The organism is Desulfovibrio oxyclinae DSM 11498 (assembly GCF_000375485.1).
GTDB lineage: Bacteria > Desulfobacterota > Desulfovibrionia > Desulfovibrionales > Desulfovibrionaceae > Pseudodesulfovibrio > Pseudodesulfovibrio oxyclinae.
The window spans coordinates 1-23,092 of the sequence record NZ_AQXE01000004.1; the positions used below are offsets into that span (position 1 = coordinate 1).

General features: G+C 56.9%; 21 protein-coding genes and 2 tRNA genes. 9 read left to right on the top strand and 14 right to left on the bottom strand.

Annotation, left to right across the window (positions count from 1 at the left end):
- Positions 1–116: 116 nt before the first annotated feature.
- From B149_RS0105325 to B149_RS0105355, 7 genes are all read right to left on the bottom strand, one after another.
- Entirely contained in the window at positions 117–1,007 is an 891-nt protein-coding gene (locus tag B149_RS0105325; protein ID WP_018124139.1) for a M48 family metalloprotease, read from the bottom strand.
- Positions 1,008–1,017: 10 nt separating this feature from the next.
- Positions 1,018–1,518: an SH3 domain-containing protein gene (locus B149_RS0105330; protein WP_018124140.1), complete on the bottom strand. Its 501-nt coding sequence runs from the start codon at positions 1,516–1,518 to the stop codon at positions 1,018–1,020.
- A gap of 152 nt (positions 1,519–1,670) precedes the next feature.
- On the bottom strand, positions 1,671–2,891 hold the full coding sequence (locus B149_RS0105335) for an ABC transporter permease (RefSeq protein WP_018124141.1): 1,221 nt from the start codon (positions 2,889–2,891) through the stop codon (positions 1,671–1,673).
- Complete coding sequence (locus B149_RS0105340) at positions 2,891–3,556, bottom strand: DUF3431 domain-containing protein (RefSeq protein WP_018124142.1); 666 nt, start codon at positions 3,554–3,556, stop codon at positions 2,891–2,893. The genes B149_RS0105335 and B149_RS0105340 overlap by 1 nt, the downstream gene beginning before the upstream one ends.
- A 380-nt stretch (positions 3,557–3,936) precedes the next feature.
- A complete protein-coding gene (locus B149_RS0105345; RefSeq protein WP_018124143.1) occupies positions 3,937–5,328 on the bottom strand; it encodes an MATE family efflux transporter in 1,392 nt (463 codons plus the stop codon).
- A 75-nt stretch (positions 5,329–5,403) separates the two neighbouring features.
- A complete protein-coding gene (locus B149_RS0105350; protein ID WP_245533195.1) occupies positions 5,404–6,408 on the bottom strand; it encodes a glycosyltransferase family 2 protein in 1,005 nt (334 codons plus the stop codon).
- 11 nt (positions 6,409–6,419) lie between these two features.
- A complete protein-coding gene (locus tag B149_RS0105355; RefSeq protein ID WP_018124145.1) occupies positions 6,420–7,262 on the bottom strand; it encodes a ChbG/HpnK family deacetylase in 843 nt (280 codons plus the stop codon).
- An 83-nt stretch (positions 7,263–7,345) separates the two neighbouring features.
- Here B149_RS0105355 and B149_RS16515 point away from each other — a divergent pair, with 83 nt between their 5' ends.
- From B149_RS16515 to B149_RS0105375, 4 genes are all read left to right on the top strand, one after another.
- The gene (locus B149_RS16515) at positions 7,346–7,837 is read left to right on the top strand and encodes a MarR family winged helix-turn-helix transcriptional regulator (RefSeq protein WP_018124146.1); all 492 of its coding nucleotides are present in this window, start codon (positions 7,346–7,348) and stop codon (positions 7,835–7,837) included.
- 121 nt (positions 7,838–7,958) lie between these two features.
- Positions 7,959–9,563: an ArnT family glycosyltransferase gene (locus tag B149_RS0105365; RefSeq protein WP_018124147.1), complete on the top strand. Its 1,605-nt coding sequence runs from the start codon at positions 7,959–7,961 to the stop codon at positions 9,561–9,563.
- Positions 9,564–9,750: 187 nt separating this feature from the next.
- Positions 9,751–9,984: a helix-turn-helix domain-containing protein gene (locus B149_RS0105370; protein ID WP_245533196.1), complete on the top strand. Its 234-nt coding sequence runs from the start codon at positions 9,751–9,753 to the stop codon at positions 9,982–9,984.
- 4 nt (positions 9,985–9,988) lie between these two features.
- Positions 9,989–10,393, top strand: coding sequence for a hypothetical protein (locus B149_RS0105375; RefSeq protein ID WP_018124149.1), 405 nt, complete (start codon positions 9,989–9,991; stop codon positions 10,391–10,393).
- Positions 10,394–10,469: 76 nt separating this feature from the next.
- Here the strand turns inward: B149_RS0105375 and rfaE1 are convergent, their stop codons facing one another.
- Complete coding sequence (rfaE1, locus tag B149_RS0105380; protein WP_026167465.1) at positions 10,470–11,474, bottom strand: D-glycero-beta-D-manno-heptose-7-phosphate kinase; 1,005 nt, start codon at positions 11,472–11,474, stop codon at positions 10,470–10,472.
- A gap of 45 nt (positions 11,475–11,519) precedes the next feature.
- The gene (locus B149_RS0105385) at positions 11,520–12,437 is read right to left on the bottom strand and encodes a ParB/RepB/Spo0J family partition protein (RefSeq protein WP_018124152.1); all 918 of its coding nucleotides are present in this window, start codon (positions 12,435–12,437) and stop codon (positions 11,520–11,522) included.
- A 106-nt stretch (positions 12,438–12,543) separates the two neighbouring features.
- On the opposite strand from B149_RS0105385, the gene B149_RS0105390 reads away from it, so the two are divergent.
- Positions 12,544–12,960: a hypothetical protein gene (locus B149_RS0105390; protein WP_018124153.1), complete on the top strand. Its 417-nt coding sequence runs from the start codon at positions 12,544–12,546 to the stop codon at positions 12,958–12,960.
- 32 nt (positions 12,961–12,992) lie between these two features.
- Here B149_RS0105390 and B149_RS0105395 read toward each other — a convergent pair whose 3' ends face one another.
- The 4 genes from B149_RS0105395 to B149_RS0105410 all read right to left on the bottom strand — a co-directional run bounded on the left by B149_RS0105395 (position 12,993) and on the right by B149_RS0105410 (position 17,084).
- Positions 12,993–13,760, bottom strand: coding sequence for a ParA family protein (locus B149_RS0105395; RefSeq protein WP_018124154.1), 768 nt, complete (start codon positions 13,758–13,760; stop codon positions 12,993–12,995).
- Positions 13,761–13,947: 187 nt separating this feature from the next.
- On the bottom strand, positions 13,948–14,961 hold the full coding sequence (locus B149_RS0105400) for an NAD-dependent epimerase (RefSeq protein WP_018124155.1): 1,014 nt from the start codon (positions 14,959–14,961) through the stop codon (positions 13,948–13,950).
- Positions 14,962–15,756 carry a slipin family protein gene (locus tag B149_RS0105405; protein WP_018124156.1) on the bottom strand — a complete coding sequence of 265 codons (795 nt, stop codon included), beginning with the start codon at positions 15,754–15,756 and terminating at the stop codon, positions 14,962–14,964.
- A 14-nt stretch (positions 15,757–15,770) separates the two neighbouring features.
- On the bottom strand, positions 15,771–17,084 hold the full coding sequence (locus tag B149_RS0105410) for an NfeD family protein (RefSeq protein ID WP_018124157.1): 1,314 nt from the start codon (positions 17,082–17,084) through the stop codon (positions 15,771–15,773).
- Positions 17,085–17,525: 441 nt separating this feature from the next.
- On the opposite strand from B149_RS0105410, the gene B149_RS0105415 reads away from it, so the two are divergent.
- Positions 17,526–19,778 (top strand): vitamin B12-dependent ribonucleotide reductase, encoded by a 2,253-nt coding sequence (locus B149_RS0105415; RefSeq protein ID WP_026167466.1) that lies wholly within the window; start codon positions 17,526–17,528, stop codon positions 19,776–19,778.
- A 75-nt stretch (positions 19,779–19,853) separates the two neighbouring features.
- On the opposite strand, the gene B149_RS0105420 is transcribed toward B149_RS0105415, so the two are convergent.
- Positions 19,854–21,119, bottom strand: a complete 1,266-nt coding sequence (locus B149_RS0105420; RefSeq protein ID WP_018124160.1) for a phenylacetate--CoA ligase family protein — start codon at positions 21,117–21,119, stop codon at positions 19,854–19,856.
- 202 nt (positions 21,120–21,321) lie between these two features.
- Between B149_RS0105420 and B149_RS0105425 the strand changes: the two genes are divergently transcribed.
- From B149_RS0105425 to B149_RS0105435, 3 genes are all read left to right on the top strand, one after another.
- Positions 21,322–21,397: transfer RNA gene (locus B149_RS0105425), tRNA-Lys, on the top strand.
- Between the two features lie 50 nt (positions 21,398–21,447).
- A tRNA-Glu gene (locus B149_RS0105430) sits at positions 21,448–21,525 on the top strand.
- Positions 21,526–21,792: 267 nt separating this feature from the next.
- Entirely contained in the window at positions 21,793–22,752 is a 960-nt protein-coding gene (locus tag B149_RS0105435) for a DMT family transporter (RefSeq protein ID WP_018124161.1), read from the top strand.
- Positions 22,753–23,092: the final 340 nt, after the last annotated feature.

The window sequence follows — 23,092 nt, forward strand, 5'->3', positions numbered from 1 at the left end:
GGCCGCATGGACCCAGCAGCTGCAACCCTGCTGACAACCCAGGGATTCCAAAGGGGGCCCGCCCCTTTGGTCCCCCTGAAAGGGTCCGCCGGAAGGGCCCGCCGGAGGCATTCTTTCTATTTAATTCGTTTCTGATACCAGCCGAGTCTGCCGGTGGAGGTTCGCAGTTCCTTCCAGTCGGGGTATTTTTCCAGTTCGATCTGGAGTTTAGCCAGTCTTTGCTTGAGTGGCGGGTGAGTTCCATACCATGAGCCTTTGACGGTGGCTCCGGACTGGTGTTTTTGGAGAATTTCGAGCACTTCGTACATGGCTTTTGGGCTGTATCCGGTGCGGTAGGCGGTCTGCATGGAGAGTCGGTCGGCTTCGAATTCCATTTGGTGACTGAGGCCGGTATCGAAGAGGGTTTCTTTCATGCCTGAGACGGCTTTCTTAAACTTTTTGCCTTCTTCGTTGTCCATGTTGGCGGTGGTGATCTGGGTGACGCCTTGGAGCAGTTGCGCCTGCTGGATGGTTTCCACGGCGTGTTTGGCGGCGACGTGGCCAACTTCGTGCGAGAGGATGGCGGCGAGTTGCGCTTCTGTCTTGAGGGCTTTGACGAGCGCTGAGGAGAGGAAGACTATGCCGCCTGGGCAGCTGAAGGCGTTCATGAGGGGGCTTTGCACCACGACGAAGTGGTAAGGGATATCCGGTCTGGTGGAGTTGGCGGCGACGGCTTTGCCCATGAGGTTGACGAAGCGTTGCACGTGTTCGTCATCGACCGGCATTCCGTAGCGTTGGAAGCCTTCAAGGGCGAGGCTTTCGCCGAGGGCGAGTTCGGATTCGTAGTCGAGCCCTTGTGCGCCGCGCAGGATCGTGCCGATGCCTTCAAGGGTTTTTCGTTCCTTGGAGCCTTCCTTGGTCAGACCTTTGCTGAGGGCGTCGAAGAGGTTGCCTTGGGCAAAGGCGGGGGCAGCCGTGAGTCCGGCCATGGTTCCGGCGAGAAGGGTTATGGCTTTTCTTCTGTTCATATTCTCGCTCCTACTGGGCATATTCGCCAATTTTTCCGTGCTGGAGGAACTCGCGGACATCGTCGCGGGTGATCTTTCGTTCCATGACGGAATCGAGGGCTTTCTGATAGGATTCGGGGGTGCCGGTGCTCTTTGCGTAGGCTTCTGCTTCTGGTGACAGGCCCCGGATGGCGCGGTCGGTGCTGGCTCGTCCTGATTCTATATCCGAGTCGAGGCTGCCGAAGAGACCGGGGGCACCCTGTGAGGCGTCGCGTTCTGGCTTGGTGGAGCTGATCTTGCCGCGATAGACCCAACCGCTGCGGCCGGAGTCATTCTTTACCTTGTACCAACGGCCGGACTTGTCCTGTACGGAAAGGCGCTCGTCGAGTTTCAGCTTGCCCACAATTTGCGAACCGCCCTTCGGGGAGCTGCGAAGCTCCGTTCCTTCCGAGGCGACCCAGACATAGCGCGCGGCAAGGGCGGTACCCGCGATAAGGACCACAAACATCAATACGGCGGCAATTCGTTTCATGACTCTTTCGTCTCCTTGCTGAGAGCGTCCAGTATAGCTTACCCCGAACGGAATGCAATACCCTCGGCCATCTCTTCTCACACATTACATGGCATGACATGCAATTTACATGGCTGGACATACAAGTTGTATTAAGTCTTTATTGTGGGTGGTTACTTGAGGACGTCCAGAATCTGGATTCTGGCGGCCTGCCATGCGGGATAGGCCCCGGCGGCGATGCCGAGCAGGAAACTTGAGACGAGTGTGCCGCCGACCACGAAGGGGTCTGCGATGAAGGGGAAATCACCGAAGCGGGCGACGAGGGCGGCCGCTCCCACGGAGACCAGCACTCCTGCGCTGCCGCCGACACCGGACATGACGGCTGCTTCAAAGAGAAACTGCCGGACGATATCGCCCTGTTTTCCCCCCACGGCCCTGCGGATGCCGATCTCCACGCGTCTGGAGCGGACCACGAGCACCATTATGGAAAGAATGCCAAGGCCGCCCACGGCAAAGGAGACGCCGGAGGCGATACCGCCGAGGGTCTGCATCAGGTCCAGCGCCTGCTGCTGCAGCTGGATGGTGTCGCGTGCCGTGAGGGTGTCGAAGTCGTCCTCTTCGCCGGGACCGATGCGGTGGCGCTTGCGCAGGATGGATTCCACTGCGCCATCCACCACCTGACGGTCTGCCGAGTCGGCCAGCGTTATGAACGCTCCGTCCACCCAGTCCTGATTGCTGGCGCGGCGCATATAGGTGGTCAGGGGCATGAGCAGAATCTCGTCCTGATCATCGCCGGAAATATCACGCCCCTTGGCTTCCATGATGCCGATGACCCGGAACCCCGCGCGGAAGATGAAGACCATCTTCCCCATGGCCGCCTCAGGGGTTCCGAAGAGCCGTTTGGCGATCTTGCGGCCGAGCACCACCACCTTGTCGGCGTCCTGCACCTCCTCGGCGGTAAAAAACCGCCCGATGTCCGGCCCGAAGCTGCGTATCTGCGAGAAGTTTTCCCACGCGGCGGTGACCCGTGCGGTGGTGGCTTCCCCGCCGCCGCGTACCGGCATGGCGTTGACGATGAACGGGGTCGCGTCCATCAGTGACGGCACGCCCGCCATGAGCGCGCGCACGTCGGAGACCGTGAAGTTGCGGTGATAGGTGCTGATGCGCGCCCCGCCGCTTCTGCGAAAACGAACCTTGCCCGCCACTACGGCGTAGAGGTTCGGACCGAGCTTTTCGGTTTCTATCTCGGCCTGACGTACCATCATCTGGGATATATTTTGCACCCCGGTGAAGGCCAGCGCACCGAGGAAGACGCCGAGCATGGCCAGCACCGCCCGCAGTTTGTGGGCAGCGAGCGAGGACAGGGCGATGCGCAGGTTCAGGGGCAGCCGCATCAGTCCTCCTGCGGGTACCGGGCCCGGTTCCAGGCGGTGTTGCCGTTGAAGATTAGATGCCAGAGCCGTTCAAAGGCATGACCGGTGTTGGACCGGTCCTGCGGGTCCGCCTCCACGAGGGAGAGCGCGTACTCGTAAAAGGCTTTGGGACGGGTACGAATACGCTCCGCGCTCACGGCGAAATTGCCGGTAACCCCCCGGGCCACGAACCGCTCCGGGACCGGCCCCTCAAAGAGTCTGGCGAAGGTCTCCGCCACCGGTATGTCGTGTCCCCATCCGGGCCAGCGGCCCTCGTTTTCCGGTTTGCGCAGATCATGCGGCCTGCCCAGCCCGTCGCACTCAAGCTTGAACCATGCGAATCCACCAAAAGGCCTTCCCTTGGCTGCATACGTCTCAATCATCGAAACCAGACCCGCCGCCGTTCCCCCCTGATGCGAGAGGTGGTCGAACGGATCGCCCTGCAGAAAGACCGTCAGGCCGTCCAGTGTTTCGTAATGCCGGACGATGTGCGTCAAATAGGTATGGGCCTCGCGCCCGATGTTCGGCAGCGGGACCGCACCGGGCAGCCCCTCCCCGCTCTTGTCGTAAATAATTGCCGGGTACCCGGCCCGGGCGACCCAACTCACGTCTTCGCGGTAGCGTGCTATGACCAGATTGACGTTCATCCCGGAAGCTCCGTGAGGGTGCTGTGAGCATCAAGAATGAATCCAACCGTCCGCAAGGGGGCGAACTGGTGGCACGCAGAAAGATGGCCCGCCGTCGGAAAACAGGGCCGAACATATTGCCGTGTCCGTACTTCCTTCTCCTGAATGACAGGTTTTTCCAAGCGCGGAATCATCCATGAGCGGGGCGTGATCATCAAGCGACTCCAAATCATCTGCGATTATGTTTGTCCCGAGGGGATGTTTCGGGACCGGTTCCATGAAAGCAGCACCGTACCCCACGGCGGCGGGAACGGCAACAACCGCAGCCGGGAACGGCCTCCCCTTTCGGATTTCTTGCGAAAGCGATCATGTCTCAGCACGATTCTGCCCGCTGTCATCGATCAGGAATCGTCATCCACAATGCGGATGTCCCGCCAGCTGCCAAAACGGTAGCGGGCAGTGTAGACCACGGTCAGGACCACAACGTACAGCAACAGGCAGGCCCACGCCGTCTGCACGCCGAAACCAAAGCCCTTCACCAGCACCGTCAGCGGCAGGATCATGCCGAAAATGGAGGCGGTTCCCATCACCTTCATAATGAACCGGGTGTCACCGGCCCCCTTGAGCAGGCCGACAATGGTCATGACCACGGCATCCAGCACGGTGTAGGCCGCAACCCAGCGCATGAGCACCACGCCGCTCTCCCGCACCGAGGCCCACTCCTGCGCGCTCAGGTCGCCGCTTCGGAACATGTCCACGAAGAATCCGGGAAAGACAACGAACAGCAGTCCCATGAAACTCATGTACGCCAGCGTCAGATGCAGCACGGAATGCATGCCGTAGGCAGCCTTTTCCGGCTTGCCGGCCCCCATGGCCTGACCGGTCATGACACTTGCGGCGATGGACATGCCGATGGCCGGCAGGAAAGCCAGCGTATCGATGCCGATGGCAATGTTCGAAGCCGCCAGCTCAGCCTTGTCGAACCAGCCCACCACGATCCCGAAATAGGATACGGCCAGCATGTCCAGAAAAAATTGCGCGCCGCCCGGCAGACCGTATTTCATGAATCGACGGAACAACCGTGGCTTGAACCGCCACTGCGAGAATATCTGAAACCGCTCCTCGTACCGGGAGCGGAACACCAGCAGTGCCATGGCCGCGAAGTTGACGAAGTAAGCCGCCACCGTGGCCAGCGCCGCCCCTCGGATGCCAAGCTCCGGGAACCCGAAGTAGCCGTTGATGAGCGCATAGTTCAGCGGGATGTTCACAGCTGCCGAGAGCATGTTGACCACCATCACCGGCCGGGTGATGCCCCTGCCCGAGAAGAAACACGACAGCGCGATGGAGGCGAACCCGAAAATACTGCCGTGAGCGACCGTCTCGAAATAGGCCGTCTCCAGCGCGCGCACGGTGGGTGCGTGACCCGCAAGCGCAAAGATGTGATCGCAGAAGACCCCGATGAGACTCATGACGAGCGAAGCCGGAATGACAAAATACATCCCCTGCCACACTGCTGCCCCCACCCGCTCGCTTCGCTCCGCGCCAACGTACTGCGCCACGAAGACGCTCACGTATTCCAGCGTGCCGAGAAAAAACGAGTAGAACAGAAAATACATGATGCTGGCCGGAAACGACGCGGCCAGCGTATCCACGGAGTACCGCCCGAGGAAGATGCGGTCCGTGAAGATCATGAGCGTTGTCGAGGCCATGCTGATGACCAGCGGCAGGCCGATGCGCAGGGCTTCCGCGTATCCGTAAGGTTGGCTCCAGCGTTTGATTGAGGGCAGTATCATGGGATCACCAAAGTCTATGTATCCGGTTTTCAAAAATAAAAAAGGCGGGGTCCGCAGTCCCCGCCTGAAATCGTCCTACCTGTCCGATCCCCGCGATAGGGGTGGTTCGCGGTCTCCCTCTTCGGAAGAATTTTCGCCGTTGAGAATCTCGCGGATCTTGTATGGGCGGGTCCGCATGACTGTGTCCATGGTGTCCCCGATGGCTTCGAGGATGAACCCGGTGGACATGAACCCGAGCGAAGCAAGATAGAACAGGATGGCCCCGAAGAACGGCGGCCGCGTTCCCATGTCCACGCCCATGAAAATCTTCTCTATCAGTACCCAGGCCATGATCAGCGAAGCGAACACGAAAAACGCCAGCGCGATGCGGCCGAACAGGTAGACCGGCCGCTGCTTGAAGGCGTTCTGGAACCAGATGGTCACGATGTCGAACAGCACGTCCACGATCCGTGACAGACCGTAATGGCTCTTGCCGGCGAAGCGCGGCGGACAGGTGGTGGGAATTTCCGTGACCGCGCCGCCGATGCGGTAGATGAGCGCCGGGATAAACCGGTGATGTCCTTCGCGAAGGTGCAGACCACGGGCCATGTCACCGTTGACGCAGGAGAAGCCGCCCATGTCGTAGATTTCGCAGCCGCTGGCCTTGCGGATCATCCAGTTGGCGATGCGGCTGGGCAAGAGCCTCAGCCAGCGCGATTCCGAACGGTTGACCCGCTGTCCGGACACCACGTCCCATCCCTCCTGGATTTTCTCCACCAACAGGTGGATCTCTTCGGGCAGGTTCTGCAGGTCGCCGTCCATGATGACCACCCAGCGGCCGCGGCTGTTCTGCAACCCGGCATAGAGCGCAGTGCACTGGCCCCGGTTGCGGGAAAGGCTGATGCCCTTCACCTTGGGGTCTTTCTCGCAGATCTGGCGCAGAAGGCGCTCGGTGTCGTCGGTGGAACCGTCGTTGACCAATACTATTTCATAGCTGTACCCGGCCTTGCGCATGGCGGCGTCGGTACGGCGGTAGAATTCCTCGATGCACAGCTCTTCGTTGTGCATGGGTGTTACTATGCTGACTTCTATCTCGTTCACGTGTCGCTCCGTTAAAGATCGCCGAACCGCACCACGGTGGCGCCGAGTTGGGCAAAGACGTCCTTCCATTCGTGCGAGGACAGGGATTCATACTCCGCTTTCCACTGCGAGTCCACGCGCATCCGGCCGTAATCGGCATCAAGCTCCCCATCTTCCGGACGGGCATTGCCGGGATGGCAGCATATCTCCACCACCGTGTCCGGCGTGTTCAGGCCGTGGCCGCGTACGTGGGCCGCAAAGCGCTGCGGGGTCAGCCGGTTGCCCTGATCGGAAATGCCCCACAGGGAGTCCGGCGTGATGATGTCTTCCGGCTGCTTCTGAAAAAATGAACAGACATTGAGAAAGCGCACACGGGCCATGCCCCGGTCAAGACGCATGAGCTTGCCGCACTCCAGCGGCTTTCGCATGTGCCGTATGCCGAAACGGCGCGCCACCCTTCCGGCCACGTCCATGAGCGTGGGCCATGCGTGCACGTGCTTTTCGCTGTCTATGTGATCGGGCTTCATGCCAAGGTCCAGCAGGCGCTGCACCTGCAGGCACCATTCCTTGTACACCTGTTCGGGATCTACCCGCCCGGTGACGTAGCGCATGAAGAGCCGAGGGTAGTCGGCCAGAAACATGCCGTCTTCGTCCACGAGGGTGTTCAGCTCGTCAGGGTCGCCCAGCGGTCTGCCGCGAAGAATGTTCAGGTGAACACCCAGCCCGAGACCCTGCATGGACGCGGCTTCACGCACGTGCTTGCCATTGGCCACGACGCTGGCCGAGCTGACGGTCCCCGCTTTTGCAAGTTCCGCCGCAGCCCTGTTCACCGCCGGATGCAGCCCGGCATCATCCACATTCACCACGATACGCATGACGGATATCTATATTCTCGGCCCTTTTCCGTAAAGGCCCAATTGCATTGCCCGCACGCGCCACGGCTGATATGAAGCGATTCATGGCCGACCATATTTTCAAATCCAATGCGTCTGACCCCCTTTTGCTTGACGCTCTCGACCTTCTCAACCGTTCGTACCGCGACGCCCTGCATTCCCGGCTGTCACCCTATGGCTGCAATCCCGGTTACATCCGTGTGCTCAAGGCTCTCGACCCTGAAACCGGCATGTCGCAGAAAGCGCTTTTGGCCCGTCTGGACATGGACCAGTCCACCCTTTCTCGCACCCTTTCCCGTATGGAACGAGATGAACTTGTCCGCGCCGAGCGTTCGGAACAGGATCGCCGCACCACCGTCATCCACTTGAGCGACAAGGGCCGCAGGATGATCAACGTTGCCGAGAATGCCCTGAACGACCTTGACGCGGTGGCTAGGACCGGTCTTTCCGTGAACGATGTTCGGTATTTTCGCCGCGTGCTGGAGCGCATCCGTAACTCTCTGGATGCAGACGAACAGTCGCAGGTGCTGGTGCTCGCGGACGTACTCGACGAGTGACCCGGTTGCCAACTTGAGCCATGAGGGGTATCCATGCCCCACTTCGTCCCGCAAAACATGGACGCAGACGGTAAACGCAACATTCAACAACAAACATCAAGCACATCAGCGGAGCGTCTTCGTGAGCATCATTCAGTCATTTCGGACTCGCCCCGGCCTGTGGGCCTTTCTGATCATTGCCGCGACCTTTGCCGTGCGCTTTTTCTTTGTGGCCAGCGGCCAGCTCAATCTGGTTCAGGACGAGGCGCATTACTGGGACTGGACCCGCAATCTCCAGCTCACCTACTATTCGAAGGGTCCGCTCATCGCATGGATCATCGCCACCTGGACCAGCGTGTTCGGCGACACCGAGCTGGGGGTTCGCTTTGGCTCCATTCTCGGCCTGGCCATGACGCAGGCCGTCATGTACTTCGGCCTCGCCAAGCTCTGGAAACGTCCGGGCATGGGGCTGCTCACTGTCTTCGTGCTCACCACCATGCCTCTGTTCATGGCGCTCGGCATTCTCATGACCACGGACAACTCCTTCGTGTTCTTCTGGGCCGCGTCCATGTTCAGCCTGTATGCTGCGTCCAATCCCGAGGGCAACCTGCCGGCCGTGCACACACGGGTGAACAACCTTCCCTTTGTGGTCATGGCCGTGTGCTTCGGGTTCGGCATCCTCGCCAAATATACCATGCTCGGCTTTCTCGGCCTGAGCGTTGTCTACGGCGTGCTCCTTCAGTGGCGGCGTATGCTTCCGCAGGGTTTCTGGCCTCGCCTGATCATCACGCTTATCGCCGGCGTGATCATCGGTTTCCTGCCGACGCTCATCTGGAACATGCAAAACGATTTTGTCGGCTACAAACACGTCATCTATCTCATCGGCCTCAAGGGCAAGCAGGCCTCACAGCTCATTCGCTTCGACCATTTCCCTGAATACATCGGCTCCCAATTCGGCCTCGCCACCCCCTGGTGGATGATCTTTGCGCTCATCGGCGGCGGCGCAGCGGTTTTCCGCTACTTCGACACCCGCCCTTCTCTCGTGGAGACCGAAGCTCCCAGACTTAACGCCCGACAGGCCACGCTGCTGGCGGTCTTCTTCTGGCCCATGTGGATATTCTTCCTGCTCTGGAGCTTTCATGCGCAGGTGCATCCCAACTGGACCACCGTGAGTTATGTATCCGGCTCCATCCTTGCCGCATACGCGTTCGCCGGATTTGTGCGTCGCCGCAAGGGCACGGGAATGCGCAACCTCGTCATGGGCCTCTCGGTGCTCTTTTTCCTGATCGTGAACCTATCCCCGCACCTTCCCATCCCACCTGAAATCAACATCACCAACCGCCTCAAGGGGTGGAACGAACTCGGGCAGACCATCGACGACCTGCGGGAGCTGCGCTTCGCAGATTCCGACAAGGTATTCATTTTTTCCGACGTATACGACATGACCGGCGCCACGGCCTTCTACACGCCCGGCCAGCCGCGCACCTACTGCGCATGGGTCGATGACCGTCGTATGAATCAGTACGATCTTTGGGAAGGTCCTTCCGACAAGGTCGGCTGGGACGCCATCTTCGTTCGCAAGCGCGAACAGGGCGGCGCCCCCAAAAAAGTTCGGAAAATGTTCGATGAAGTCTCCGAACCCATCGTGATTACGACCACTTTCAACGGTCAGCCCGCCCGGACCTTCACCCTGAACATATGCAAAGGGTTCAACGGATACTGGCCATCCAATAAAGGCAGATACTAACAACTTCGGAATGATACGCTCAAAACCCCCGTCGGATGCCATTCGACGGGGGTTTTTCTAGAGCTTTTTTAGAGCTGTTGCACTGCGTTGTACTTTGTTGACAAGCTCTGACAAACTGTGTCATCGGATGTTCAGTCATTGAACCTGCTGGCAAAGACGGTTTATGGATTCGACAAGCAAAAGACCCGTGCTTTTGACGGTGAACGAAGTCGCCGAAATCTTGCGTGTCCATTATCGCACTGCCTACCGTCTTGTAACCGGCGGAAAGATCAGGGCCATCAGAATCGGCAACCAGTGGCGGGTACCGGAAGAGAGTTTGACGGCTTTCATTGAGGAAGGCTGGAAGGATTCGGTTCCCCAAAAACGCCGCAAACCGCCGAGCGGTCCGCAGCAGTTGAAACTGCCCATCGACAAGGAGTAGCACAATGGTGAGAAAGCCCATGCCAGGCACCGACACCGGCACCGAACCCGTCGTGGACATCACTTTGCCCAACGACTTCGGAAAGAACATCTCGCTGACCGGCAGTCTTGTCGAAGAGGAGATGTATTTCAACGACGATACCGGCATGCTGACCATGGAGAAGCTCTACCGCGCAGAAAACGACTCCTACGCATACAGCATCATTTCCGCCATCGGGCATTCCCGTGAACGCCGCGCCTACAGCATTCGCCCCGGCGAGGAGTTTACCCGCGTGGATAATGGCTGCATGGAACTCGACCTGCCTACTGAAATTCTTTTTGAGCTGCTCGAACACGCTGTTCGTTCCGAGAACAGCCGCGACAGCGAGAACAGCGAACACGTGAAGCGCAAACTCGCCGTCAACGAATAGACTTTTCGGCTTACGCCAAAAGAAAAAGGCCGGGACACTCAGTGTCCCGGCCTTTTTTCATTCACTATTCACGCCATCAGATCCGCTCGGATTCGATCTCCGGCAATCCGTCAATTGACTCCATGATCTGGCCCGGCGTAGCCGTTGCCGCGCCGATACGAGAGACAACGATCCCCGCCGCATGGTTGGCGAGGGTTGCCGATGCCACAAGACCGCCCCCGGCGGCAAGGCCGAGCGCCAAAGTGGCAATGACGGTATCCCCTGCTCCCGTAACGTCAAAGACGTTTCTGGCGAACGTGGGGATATGGTGTACATTTTCGCGGTCGTGGAACAGGGCCATTCCGTCGCGTCCAAGAGTCACCAACAGGTGACGGCATCCGAGTCTGTCGAAAAGCCTGCGCCCAGCCTCCACGGCCTCATCGCGTCCGGAAACGTGCATTCCTGCGCCTTCTCCGGCTTCCTTGGTATTGGGGGTCAGCAGGTCCACCCCCTGATAGAAATCGTAGTTTACCGTCTTGGGATCAACCAGCACCATCGGCCGGTTCTCCAATGACTCCAATGCGGACCACAGGCGGTCCATGAATTCTCGGCAAACAAGGCCCTTACCGTAATCCGAGAGAATGATGACCGGTGTGTTCTCCAAGTCTTCTTCAATGTCCGCAAAGAGCTCGTCCAGCTCCGGGCCTGTCGGATTGCCGAGTTCTTCGTGGTCTACGCGCACAATCTGCTGGTTGCTGGCCAGCACTCGGGTCTTGATCGTGGTGGGACGGGTTTCCGAGACTACGAGCCGGGTTTCGAGCCCGTGTTCGTTACAAAGTCTGGTCAGCGTATCACCATGGATATCCTTGCCACGCATTCCCGCCAAAACCGGCTGACCGCCAAGTTCTGCAATGTTTCTGGCAACGTTTCCAGCTCCGCCGAGCACGTGTGTTTCCTTCTCCACCCGTACGACAGGTACCGGCGCTTCCGGAGAAATACGCTCAACAGACCCCGTCAGATAATGGTCGAGCATCAGGTCACCGATGATCAGGACCCTCCGGCCCGCAACCTTTCCAAGCAATTGCTTCAGTTCATCCCGCATGGTTCGTGATTCTGTCCTTTATACGATCAGGAAATTATCATGCTGTTACTGCGGCCAGTCGCCGCCAAGCATATCCACAAGATTCCGCAAATCGTCTTCACTCTCATACTTGATAGTAATTTTACCTTTTTTAGGGCTTCCAGACATTTTAACCGCAACATTCAGTGAACCGGCTATGGACTCCTGAATGGTGCTCACCACCGGATCAGGCTCACTTTTCCCGGTTGTCGTGGTACTCTTTTTCGGTGAATGGTCTTCCCCCACTCCCGGCAGACGACCGTTGTTCTTCCAGAAAACCGCCTGCGCTTCGGACTGCCGAACGGTCAGCCCGTTTTCCAGAATGCGGCTATGCAGTTCACCCTGTACGTCGGCATCGGTCACCGACATAAGCGCCCTGCCATGTCCAGCCGAGAGATTGCCCTCGGAGATATCCTTGCGAATGGCTTCCGGCAGATTCAGGAGCCTGAGGGCGTTGGCGACGGCGGAACGGCTCTTCCCCACCTGCTGCGAAAGCTCTTCCTGACTCAGCCCGAACTGGTTCTGCAACTGCTGATAGCCAAGCGCCTCTTCAACGGGGTTCAGATCTTCGCGCTGGAGGTTCTCAATGAGCGCAACAGCGAGACTTTCCTGATCAGTCATCTCCCTGATCAGAGCCGGAATATCCTTCAGCCCGGCAATTTTGCTGGCTCTCAGGCGGCGCTCACCGGCCACCAGCTCATAGCGATAATCACCAACCGGACGAACGAGAATGGGCTGAAGAACGCCCTGACTGCGGATGGACTCGCTAAGATCCTTGAGGCCTTCCTGCGAGAACTCCCTGCGCGGCTGATTAGGGTTCGGCACGACCGATTCGATCGGGACCATGGTCACGGAAGCCGCTTCCACTCCCTTTTCCTGGTCTTCGCGCACACCGCCCAACAGGGCGTCAAGTCCGCGACCAAGTCCTTTCTGCATCGAACTCATGACACATTCCTCCATATTTTCGGGCGCGAGCTCTTGCCCAGCTCGTCACAAGCGCCTATATATCCATTCAATTCATTAAAGACAGTCATCTCAAAAAGGATCCATCATGAACGATCATGTCCGCGAACTTTACGACAAGGACGGCAACCTCATCGGCTGCCTGCTCACGGCCGAGGCCTGGCAGAGCGTCGGGGACAAAGTCAAAAATCTTCTCGGCATCAAGGAAGAGCCCGCTCAGGCCCCCGAGCCTATCCACGAATGGGACACCCTCAAGGAGTACTGGGACTTCAACTACGAACCTGACATGCACGTCCACTGTGAATGTTGCGGCAGCTCCACTCCCGACTGGCAACAGGATGACCCTCGCAAGTTCCGGCTGAGTTCCGCCACCCTTGGCGGCATGGTCACTTTCACCTGCCTTGAGTGTCAGGCCAAAGTCCTTAAAAAGCATTTCAAAGATGAAATAGTCACCGAATGCAGACCGTTTCAGGACAAGGACAAACGCCTTGAAGCCCGCTACTAACAATACAGGGGAGGCCCCCTCCCCTTTTCCTTCTAGTCTGCCGTTTTCTTGACGACTTCCTGCGCCAGAGCCAGGTACGCCTCAGCGCCTTTCGATTTGATATCGTAATTGATGACGGGTTTACCGAAACTTGGTGCCTCGGAAAGTCGTACGTTCCGGGGTACGATCACCTCAAAAAGATGCTCTGGAAACGCCTTTCGGACTTCATTCTTCACCTGCCATGAGAGCCTGTTTCGGGCATCATACATGGTCAACACCACCCCGAGCATACCAAGCTGCTGATTCAGCCGGTTTTTCACCAGTTCGTATGTCATAAGCAGCTGTGCAATGCCCTCCAACGCGTAATACTCACACTGAAGAGGCACAAGCAGTTCCGTGGCTGCGCAGAGAGCGTTCACGGTCAAAAGCCCGAGTGACGGTGGACAATCAATGATGATGAACTCGTAATCTTCATCCAGGCTGTCCAGGAGCTCCTTCAAATAGAACTCGCGACCAAGCTTATCCACCAGTTCAACCTCTGCTCCAACCAAATCCTGCGTTCCGGGCAGTATGTCCAGAAAGGGAACACTGGTCTCATACACTGCCTTGCGCGAATTTTTTACATCGAACAGGACGCTATAAATGTTGTCCCGACGATCGCCCGGATAAAAACCCAACCCGCTGGATGCGTTTCCCTGAGGATCGCAGTCCACAACGAGGACCTTTTTCTCCATCACCGCCAAGGACGCGGCAAGGTTGATCGCCGTCGTTGTTTTACCAACACCGCCTTTCTGGTTAGCCACTACAATTCGCCTTGCCACTTGACGCCTCCTTCTGGAATTCGAGCTTCCGGCCGGATTGTTTCACGTGAAACATCGAAACAGAGTTCTCCCCTTCCTTAGATGCTCCAGGAAAAGTTGGCAAGAAAAACGATCACGGCAAAAGAAAAAACCGGCCCGAAGGCCGGTTTTCCGGTGATTCTGATGATGATCGACAGTGGCCAATCAGTTATTCCGGCTTCCCGTAGTAATCGAGGTACCAGTCAACAAAGTTCTTGATGCCGACTTCGATGCTTGTATCGGGACGAAAACCCACATCATTTTGAAGGTCGGTCACATCGGCCTCAGTGGCAGGAACGTCCCCGGGCTGCATGGGCATCATGTTGTAGATGGCCTTTTTGCCAAGGCACTCCTCAATGACTTCAATGTAGCGTGTCAGCTCGACCACATTGTTGTTGCCAATGTTATAGATGCGGTACGGCACGGAACTGGTTGCCGGGTCCGGGTTGGCGCCGTCCCACTCGGGGTTCGGCGCAGCGGTGTTTTGGGTGACGCGAACAACACCTTCGACGATATCATCGATGTAGGTAAAGTCACGACGCATCTTACCGTGGTTGAACACGTTGATGGGCTTGCCTTCTAGGATGTTCTTGGTGAACAGGAACAGCGCCATGTCCGGTCTGCCCCACGGGCCGTAGACGGTGAAGAACCGGAGGCCCGTTGTCGGGAGTCCGTAGAGGTTGCTGTACGAGTGCGCCATCATCTCATTGGACTTCTTGGTGGCGGCGTACAGGGACATGGGATGATCCACCGCTTCATGGGTCGAAAGCGGCATGTTGGTGTTCATGCCGTAAACGGAGCTGGAGGATGCGTAAACGAGGTGCTCCACCTTGTTGTGCCGGCAGCCTTCGAGAATGTTGGCGAACCCGACAAGGTTGGAATCCACATACGCGCGCGGGTTCTCGATGCTGTACCGGACACCGGCCTGAGCCGCGAGGTTGACCACGTGGGTGAACTGTTCCTTGCTGAAGAGTTCTTCCATGGCGGCGTTGTCGCTCAGGTCGATCTTCGCGTGCTTGAACGCGGGATATTCGCTGATTATCTTGAGACGGTCCCACTTCACCGCAGGATCATAGTAGTCGTTGACGATATCGAGACCAACCACTTCGTGGCCCATGTCGAGAAAGCGCTTGGAAAGGTGGAACCCGATAAAACCAGCGGCTCCGGTGACGAGAATTTTCATCTATTCTTCCGTGTTGTTTGGCGTGTTCGTTTCCATATCCGTATTACGCTTTGTCAGCGCATCGGGCTTGAGTATGCCGAGTATGTCGAGCGGTACGGGGATGATGGACGAAGCCTTGCCGTCCGAAGTCATTTCCCGAAGCGTCTGAAGGTAGCGAAGCTGAAGCGCCTCGGGGTTACGGGAAATGATATCCGCCGCCTGCGAGAGCTTGTCCGCAGCCTGAAACTCCCCTTCCGCCGCAATCACCTTGGCCCGGCGTTCGCGCTCGGCCTCGGCCTGCTTGGCCATGGCACGCTGCATTTCCTGCGGAAGGTCGATGTACTTCACTTCCACCGTGGTCACCTTGATGCCCCACGGGTCGGTATGTTCATCGAGAATGGCCTGAATCTGCGAATTGACCTTGTCCCGGTGGGACAGAAGATCATCAAGCTCGACGCCACCACATACGCTACGAAGGGTCGTTTGGGCAAGCTGAGAGGTGGCGAACATATAGTCCTCGATTTCAAGAATGGCCCGAACCGGCTCAACAACCCGGAAGTAGACAACCGCGTTAACCTTCACGCTGACGTTGTCCTTGGTGATGACGTCCTGATTCGGAACATCGAGAGCAAAGATTCGAAGCGAAATCTTGACCATCTTATCGACGATGGGGATGAGGATGATCAGTCCCGGTCCTTTGGCTCCGATGCAACGACCAAGACGGAAAATGACGCCGCGCTCATATTCGTTGAGGACGCGAAGAGCCGCAACGAGAAACAAAATGACCAGTGCGACAATGGGAAGGACTGTGTACATGCTGTACTCCTTTGTTAACCGTTGGCATTCGTGGGTTCCGGGGACAGAGGCTCAATTTGCAACCTCAGACCGTTTCTGGCGACTATTTTGACCTTGGTATCGCGCGAAGGCGTAAAATCGCTCAGCGCAGCTGTGGCGGCCCAAATTTCGCCTCTGACCCTTATCTGACCATTCTCCTTTTCCCATGAAATGACAGTACCTTCCTGTCCGACGATAGAATCGCTGTCAGAAGTGAACCGCGTCTTTCTGGAGCGGAGTATCAGCCAGATTATGAGCGAAGCGAAGGCGACAAAGATGAGGGACGGCACGAGTACCAACCACGTGGGGATGTGCAGATAACCGTAGGGATCGCGAAAGAGCAGCATACCGCCCATGAACAGGGCAACGGCACCTGCGACAGTCAGCAGACCATAGCTGGTTATGGCCACCTCAAGCCCAAGCAGGACCAGGGCGAAAAGGATCAGCAGGATACCTGCCGCCGTGGTTGGGAGAACCGAGAGCGCATACAACGCCATGAGCAGGCAGATCCCACCGAGTACACCGGGGAAGATTGCGCCGGGATGCGTGATTTCGAAAAACAGCCCGATCATGCCGCCGAGCAAAAGGAAGTAGGCTATTTGGGGATGGAGCATCCACGAGAGAACCGAGTAGCTGAAACCTGGCTTGAACGTTTCCAGCACAACCTGATTCCCGGCAAAGGAGATTGCCTCGCCGTCATGGGTAAAGCCGCCCTCCCCTATGTCGGCAAGAAAGTCATGTACGGAAGGCGAAACGTATTCGATGACATTCTGTTCAAGCGCCTCAGCAGCAGTGATGCTGGCGGCGGACTGAACCGACTCGGCATACCATTCGATGTTGCGATCCCGACGCGCAGCGACCGCCCGGACGAGGCTGATGAAATCATTCTGCACCTTGGCCTGCATGGTCTTTTGAATATCGTCGCCAGTGACGCTGACCGGTGAAGCGGCTCCTATGGTTGTCTGAGGCGCCATGCCGGCAACATCGGAGGCGGCCACGAGGAACACGCCCGCACTCGTGGCCCGCGCCCCTGCTGGACCGACCCAGACTGCGACGGGAATCGGCGAGTTCAATATGGCCTTGACCATAGAACGCATGGATTGCCCAAGCCCGCCGGGGGTGTCGATGCGTAGCAGAACAAGATCCACTCCGGAATCCTGCGCATAAGAAATGCTCTCGATGAGCATTTCTTCGGAAGCAGGACTGACCGTCCCCTCGAAGTTGACTTGTAGAACCTGGAAGGGCTCCCCGTGAGCAGAAAGGGGAAATGCAAGCAACACCAACAGAAATAAAGAAGCCAAACGGATCATGACAGACCTCCGATTATCCCTAGTTGGCATAAGCCGGGGAATAAGGAAAGTATATCATCAAAGAAGAATGCCATAATGTTTCATGGGAAACATCTGTCATTATGAACATGAACGAACAGTTGAATGACAAAGTAAGAACACTAAAAAAGAACAAATGTTCATATTAAACATAAATACTTGTTTCAACAGGACAAAAGCATATTGTTCATCCCAAAAGAAAGGTGGGCATTGACTTTTTTTTAGGAATGATGACGAAGTAAGGAAAGACTGCAAACACCATCTAACAGGAATTATTACTATAAATAGCCATAACCGGCCAAGAAATTTGCCTGTGACAAAAAGCACTGACTGAGCTAGTCTAGACAAACTCTAACCAGTTTGTCCGAGGGCATTTTCATAAACACAACAACATGCAGTATTAATGGAAAAAAGAGGGTGAAGATGGCTGCCAAACCAATGCCTGAAAATCTGCCGGAACCGATCATAAACCCGAATGCCGACGTGGTGCTCACGAGACGCTATCTGAATAAGGACGAAGCCGGAAATCCGAACGAAACCATCAAGGAACTGTTCTGGCGGGTCGCTTCGACCATCGCGGCAGAGGAAGCGAAATATGAAACATCGGAATACGATACCGAGACGCTGAGTCGGGATTTCTATGACCTCATGACCGGCTATTGGTTTCTGCCCAACTCCCCCACCCTGATGAACGCCGGAACCAGACTCGGTCAGCTGGCCGCATGTTTCGTGCTGCCTGTGGAAGACTCCATCGAAGGCATTTTCGATGCGGTCAAGCACGCGGCAATGATTCACAAGTCCGGCGGGGGCACCGGATTCTCTTTCTCCCGCCTGCGCCCGGCCGATGCAGTCGTCGGATCCACCGGCGGCGTCGCGTCCGGCCCCCTCTCCTTCCTGAGAATATTCAACTGTGCCACCGAGCAGATCAAACAGGGCGGAACACGCCGCGGGGCCAACATGGGCATCCTACGTGTGGACCATCCGGATATAATGGAATTCATCAAGGCCAAGGAACGCGACGGGGAACTCAACAACTTCAACCTTTCCGTGGCCCTGACCGAAAAATTCATGCAGGCTGTTGAGAACAATGAAGAATACAACCTTGTTGCGCCGAATACCGGCACAGTCACCGGCACACTGAACGCGCGCGAAGTGTTCTCCATCCTCGTACGCAAGGCATGGGAATCAGGCGACCCGGGCATTGTCTTTCTGGACCGCATCAACCGGGACAACCCCACTCCGGAACAAGGCGAAATGGAATCAACCAACCCCTGCGGTGAGCAACCCCTGCTCCCGTATGAAGCCTGCAACCTCGGATCCATCAACCTCGGCCTGTGCTACAAGCCGGACGACAACGGTGGAACCGTGGATTACGATCGGCTCAAGGAAGTGGTCCATCTCTCCACGCGATTTCTGGACAACGTGATTGACGCTTCCCAGTACCCGCTGGAGCAGATCACCGAACATGTGCACAAGAACCGCAAGATAGGTCTTGGGGTCATGGGCTGGGCCGACCTGCTCTACCGCCTCGGTATCCCCTACGACTCCCAGAAGGCGGCCGATCTGGGCGAAACCGTCATGAAATTCATCCGCGATGAAGCCAGAAGCGCATCCAAGCAGTTGGCCAAGGAACGCGGCCCGTTCACCGCCTATGAAGATTCGGTTTTCGGCAAGGCCAATCTGGGACCCTACAGAAACGCCACCACGACCACCATTGCGCCCACCGGAACCCTTTCCATCATCGCCGGATGCTCCTCGGGCGTGGAACCGCTGTTCGCCCTGAGTTTTGTCAGGAACGTCATGGACGGCGACAGGCTCATGGAGAGCAACCCCTACTTTGCAGACGCGCTCAAGGAAGCTGGCGCCTACAGCGAAAAACTTATGGAAGAGGTGGCCAAAGGCGCATCCATACAGACCATGGAGCACCTGCCGGAAGACATCCGCCGCGTGTTCGTTACCGCCATGGATATCGCGCCAATGTGGCACCTGAAGATGCAGGCCGCATTTCAGAAATACACCGACAACGCGGTCTCCAAGACCGTCAACCTGCCCAACGAGGCCACGCAGGAAGAAATCTGGGACATCTACTGGAAAGCCTACGAGTATGGCTGCAAAGGGGTGACGGTCTATCGCGACGGGTGCAAACAGCTTCAGGTTCTCTGCACTGGCGACGGTGAGGAAAAGAAGGAATCCGAGGGGCAGAACGGTAACGCGCCGCGCGGGATCGTCAAGGACAGGCCGGACGTTATTTACGGCTTTACCCAGAAAGTGGAAACCGGACTCGGCGACCTGTACCTGACGGTGAATGAAGTGAACAACCGACCTTTCGAGGTGTTCGCAACCATCGGCAAATCGGGCCGGTCCATCACCGCCAAGGCGGAAGCCATCGGCCGTCTGGTATCGCTGGCCCTTCGCTCGGGTGTGGATGTTAGAGACATCGTGGCCCAACTCAAGGGCATTGGCGGCGACAACCCGAAATTCATCAAGAAGAAAATGGTCCAGTCCATCCCGGACGCCATCGCATGGGTCTTCGAGAACCGCTATCTCAAGGGAGAAACCGTAGGCTCCGGCGTCACCAGCCTGAGCCGTGAAGTCTGCCCGGACTGCGGTGAAGTGCTCATCTTCGAGGAAGGCTGCCACATCTGCAAAAGCTGCGGCTTCAGCAAATGCGGCTAGCCGGAAAGCAAAGAACATGAAAAAGGCCGGAAAGATCATCTTTCCGGCCTTTTTTGTAGCTATTTAAGAGGGAAGCTAGTCCCAGGTGCGCTTGTCCTCGATGGGGCGAATCTGCGGAGGCAGCGAGCCCGGAGAGAGCACCTTGAGGATCGGGCGAAGCTTGATCTTCTCGCGGAAGAGATGCAGCAGCTCTTCTTCCTGATCAAAGCTGCCAGCCTCGATGGAAAGGACCATCTCGTCGATGCCGCCGGGGTTGGTGACTTCGATCTGCCAGCGCTTGACGTCCTCGAAACGCGCCATGACCTGCTCCACCTGATGCGGGTACACGAACATGCCCTTGATGCGGGCGGTGGTGTCCACGCGACCGACAATGCCGCCCAGACGCGGACTGGTGCGTCCGCAGGGACAGGGGCTGCGGTCAATGTAACCGAGGTCACCCGTTGCCAGACGGATAAGCGGATAGGTCTTGTTGAAGGCCGTGACCACGATCTCGCCGACCTCGCCGTCCTTGAGCGGAATGCCGGTGTCAGGATGACAGATTTCCACAAAGGCGCGGTTGGAAAGGTGCAGGCCGTTCTTGTGGTAGCACTCGTAGCCGATGCAGCCCACATCCGCAGTGCCGTAGCCCTGACGCATAATGCAATCGAACTTCTTTTCCAGCGCGTTGCGCATCTTCTCGGAAAGCTTTTCACCGGTGCAGAACGCAGTCTCAAGGAACAAATCCTTGCGCAGGGAAAGCCCGGATTCCTCAGCCTTCTGGGCGAGATGCATCAGGTAGCTCGGCGTGCCGACGTAACCGGTGACACGCAGCTTCTGCATGATTTCGATCTGGCTGTTGGTGTTGCCAGGACCGGCCGGAACAACCGCGCAGGACAGACCGCGGAGCGGCTCCTCGAACATCAGCCCCGCCGGAGCGAGGTGATAGTTGAAGGTAACCTGACACACATCGCCGGCACGGAAACCAGCGGCATAGAAGCCTTCGGTCCAACCCCAGTAGTCCTCAGTGCGGTCTTCGGGATCAAAGATGGGACCCGGGGAAAGGAATATGCGATTGAGTTCACCGAGATCCTTGGTCAGCAGGCCGCCAAGGCGCGGGCCCATGCTCTGAAGGAATATCAGTTCCTTTTTCTTGATGATGGGGATATGCTTGAGGTCGTTCAGAGTGCGGAACTTGTCCACGTTGAACTGCGCGCGGTCAAACCGCTTCTTCACGTCCTCGGAGTAGCGGTAGGCATAGGACAGGAGCTCCTTGAGCTGCAACAGACAGTATTGCCTGCGTTCAGACTCGTCCAGCACCTCGCGTCTGCTATAGATACCTTCCGTACGGTCTTTCCTGGTCATGGAATCGTACTCCTAATATTGATATGGGTGATTTTTCGCGGAGAATAGGCATTATACCACCGGAAACCCATTTGGCAAGGAAAATTTTACATTTTCAGCAAAAACAATTGGTTACAATATCACAAAAAAGAAAATCAGGACGCGTTAAATTTACGCTTGACAGCAAAGACTCGCATCGCTATCAAAACAGTCCTTCGAGCTTGGGTCGTTAACTCAGTTGGTAGAGTATCTGCCTTTTAAGCAGAGAGTCGTTGGTTCGAGCCCAACACGACCCACCACAGCACAAGTGACAATGGCAGCCCGAACGGGCTGCCATTTTTCATTCCGGGTCCCCATCGTCTAGCCCGGTCCAGGACGACGGCCTCTCACGCCGTTAACAGGGGTTCGAATCCCCTTGGGGACGCCAAGACAATCCAGGCGGTCAGGAGCAATCCTGACCGCCTTTTCTTGTGAATATCCAGCTCAATGCCGACCCGCATCCAAGGACCCGCCTTACTCACATCAATAGACCCATAAACTGCAGCCCAAATCGACCAGATGGTCATAGTTCACATTTTTAAAAATTATGGTAACTTCTTAGCAATCGAAAAAGTGAAGTGAAAAAACATTCCCTGTTGAAAACAGAATCAAAGCATCACAAGGAAAAAACGAACAAAAGGCAAATGGAGCAATCATGCAGTCCAAAACCGGTTTCATGGTATACGCGCAACTCTTTTTCGGCATGGCCCTCTTCGGTACGGGAACACCCTCGGCAAAAGTCGTCTCCGACGCTTTTCCACTCTACCTCGGACCATTCCTGCGACTGCTGGCAGCATCACTCGTCCTGACTCCATTCCTGTTCGTGCACAGAAACAAATTAGCCTCGATATCCAAACGCGACTGGATTGAAATAGCGCTTATCGGTGGCGTTGGCATCGTAGCCTTTACCTTTTTTCTGCTGACGGGAATGCAACGCGTAAACGGCGTTGTCGGATCAGTGGTCATGAGCCTGAGCCCGGCAGCGATGGCCGTGGCCGCCGTCGTTTTCATGAACGATCACATGGGATGGCGCAAAATCCTTGCCGTTACGCTGGCTGTGGTCGGCGTTCTGGTCATCAACGTGTCAGGAAAATCCATCCAGTCCTCCGGTTGGACACTGGTCACAGGAAGCCTGCTCGTCTTCGGCGCCGTTGCCAGCCAGACCCTCTACTCCATGCTCGGCAAAAGAGTCATGAATGACCTGCAACCAAGCATAGTCCTCCCCATAATCGCATGGATTGCCACCCTGCTCTTCGCAACGCCCGGCCTGTACCAAGCATCAACCTTCGACTTCACCCAAGTCACCCTCAACCAATGGATAGGCCTTCTCGTATGGGGAATGGGCCCACTCGCCCTGGGAACCCTCATCTGGTTCCGCGGACTGCAACAAGTCCGCCCCAGCACGGCATCAGGCTACATGAGCGCCATGCCCGCAACCGCCCTGATACTCTCCTACTTCTGGCTTGGCGATGAATTCCACCCAATACACCTCATAGGGTTCTTCCTCGTTTTCACCAGTATCGCACTCGTCACCTGGGCACACCGAGTCAAAGAAGCCAGCAAAGAAGATGGAGAAAACGCCGCACAAAGCCACGACGGTGCCATGCCCTGCTAATCACAAGAGACGTTTCGCGTGAAACGTTTTCCTGCTGCAACAAGCCGGCGGCGGGCCCTTCAGGCGGACCCTTTCAGGGGGACCAAAGGGGCGAGCCCCCTTTGGAATCCCTGAATTGTCAGCAGGGTTGCAGCTGCCGGGTCCATGCGACCGCACAACCCGCATCCGAGCTGCAACCCCGCTGACAGGAATTTGCAATATTAGGCGTCTGGATTGTCGAATTCTGGCAGCAGAGTTCGCTTCAACGGGACTCGCTATGCGGAGAGGTTACCCACTCAGAAATCGCTACGAACCATCTTCATTAGCCAACAAGCAGCGAAGCAATGCCTCCGGCGGGCCC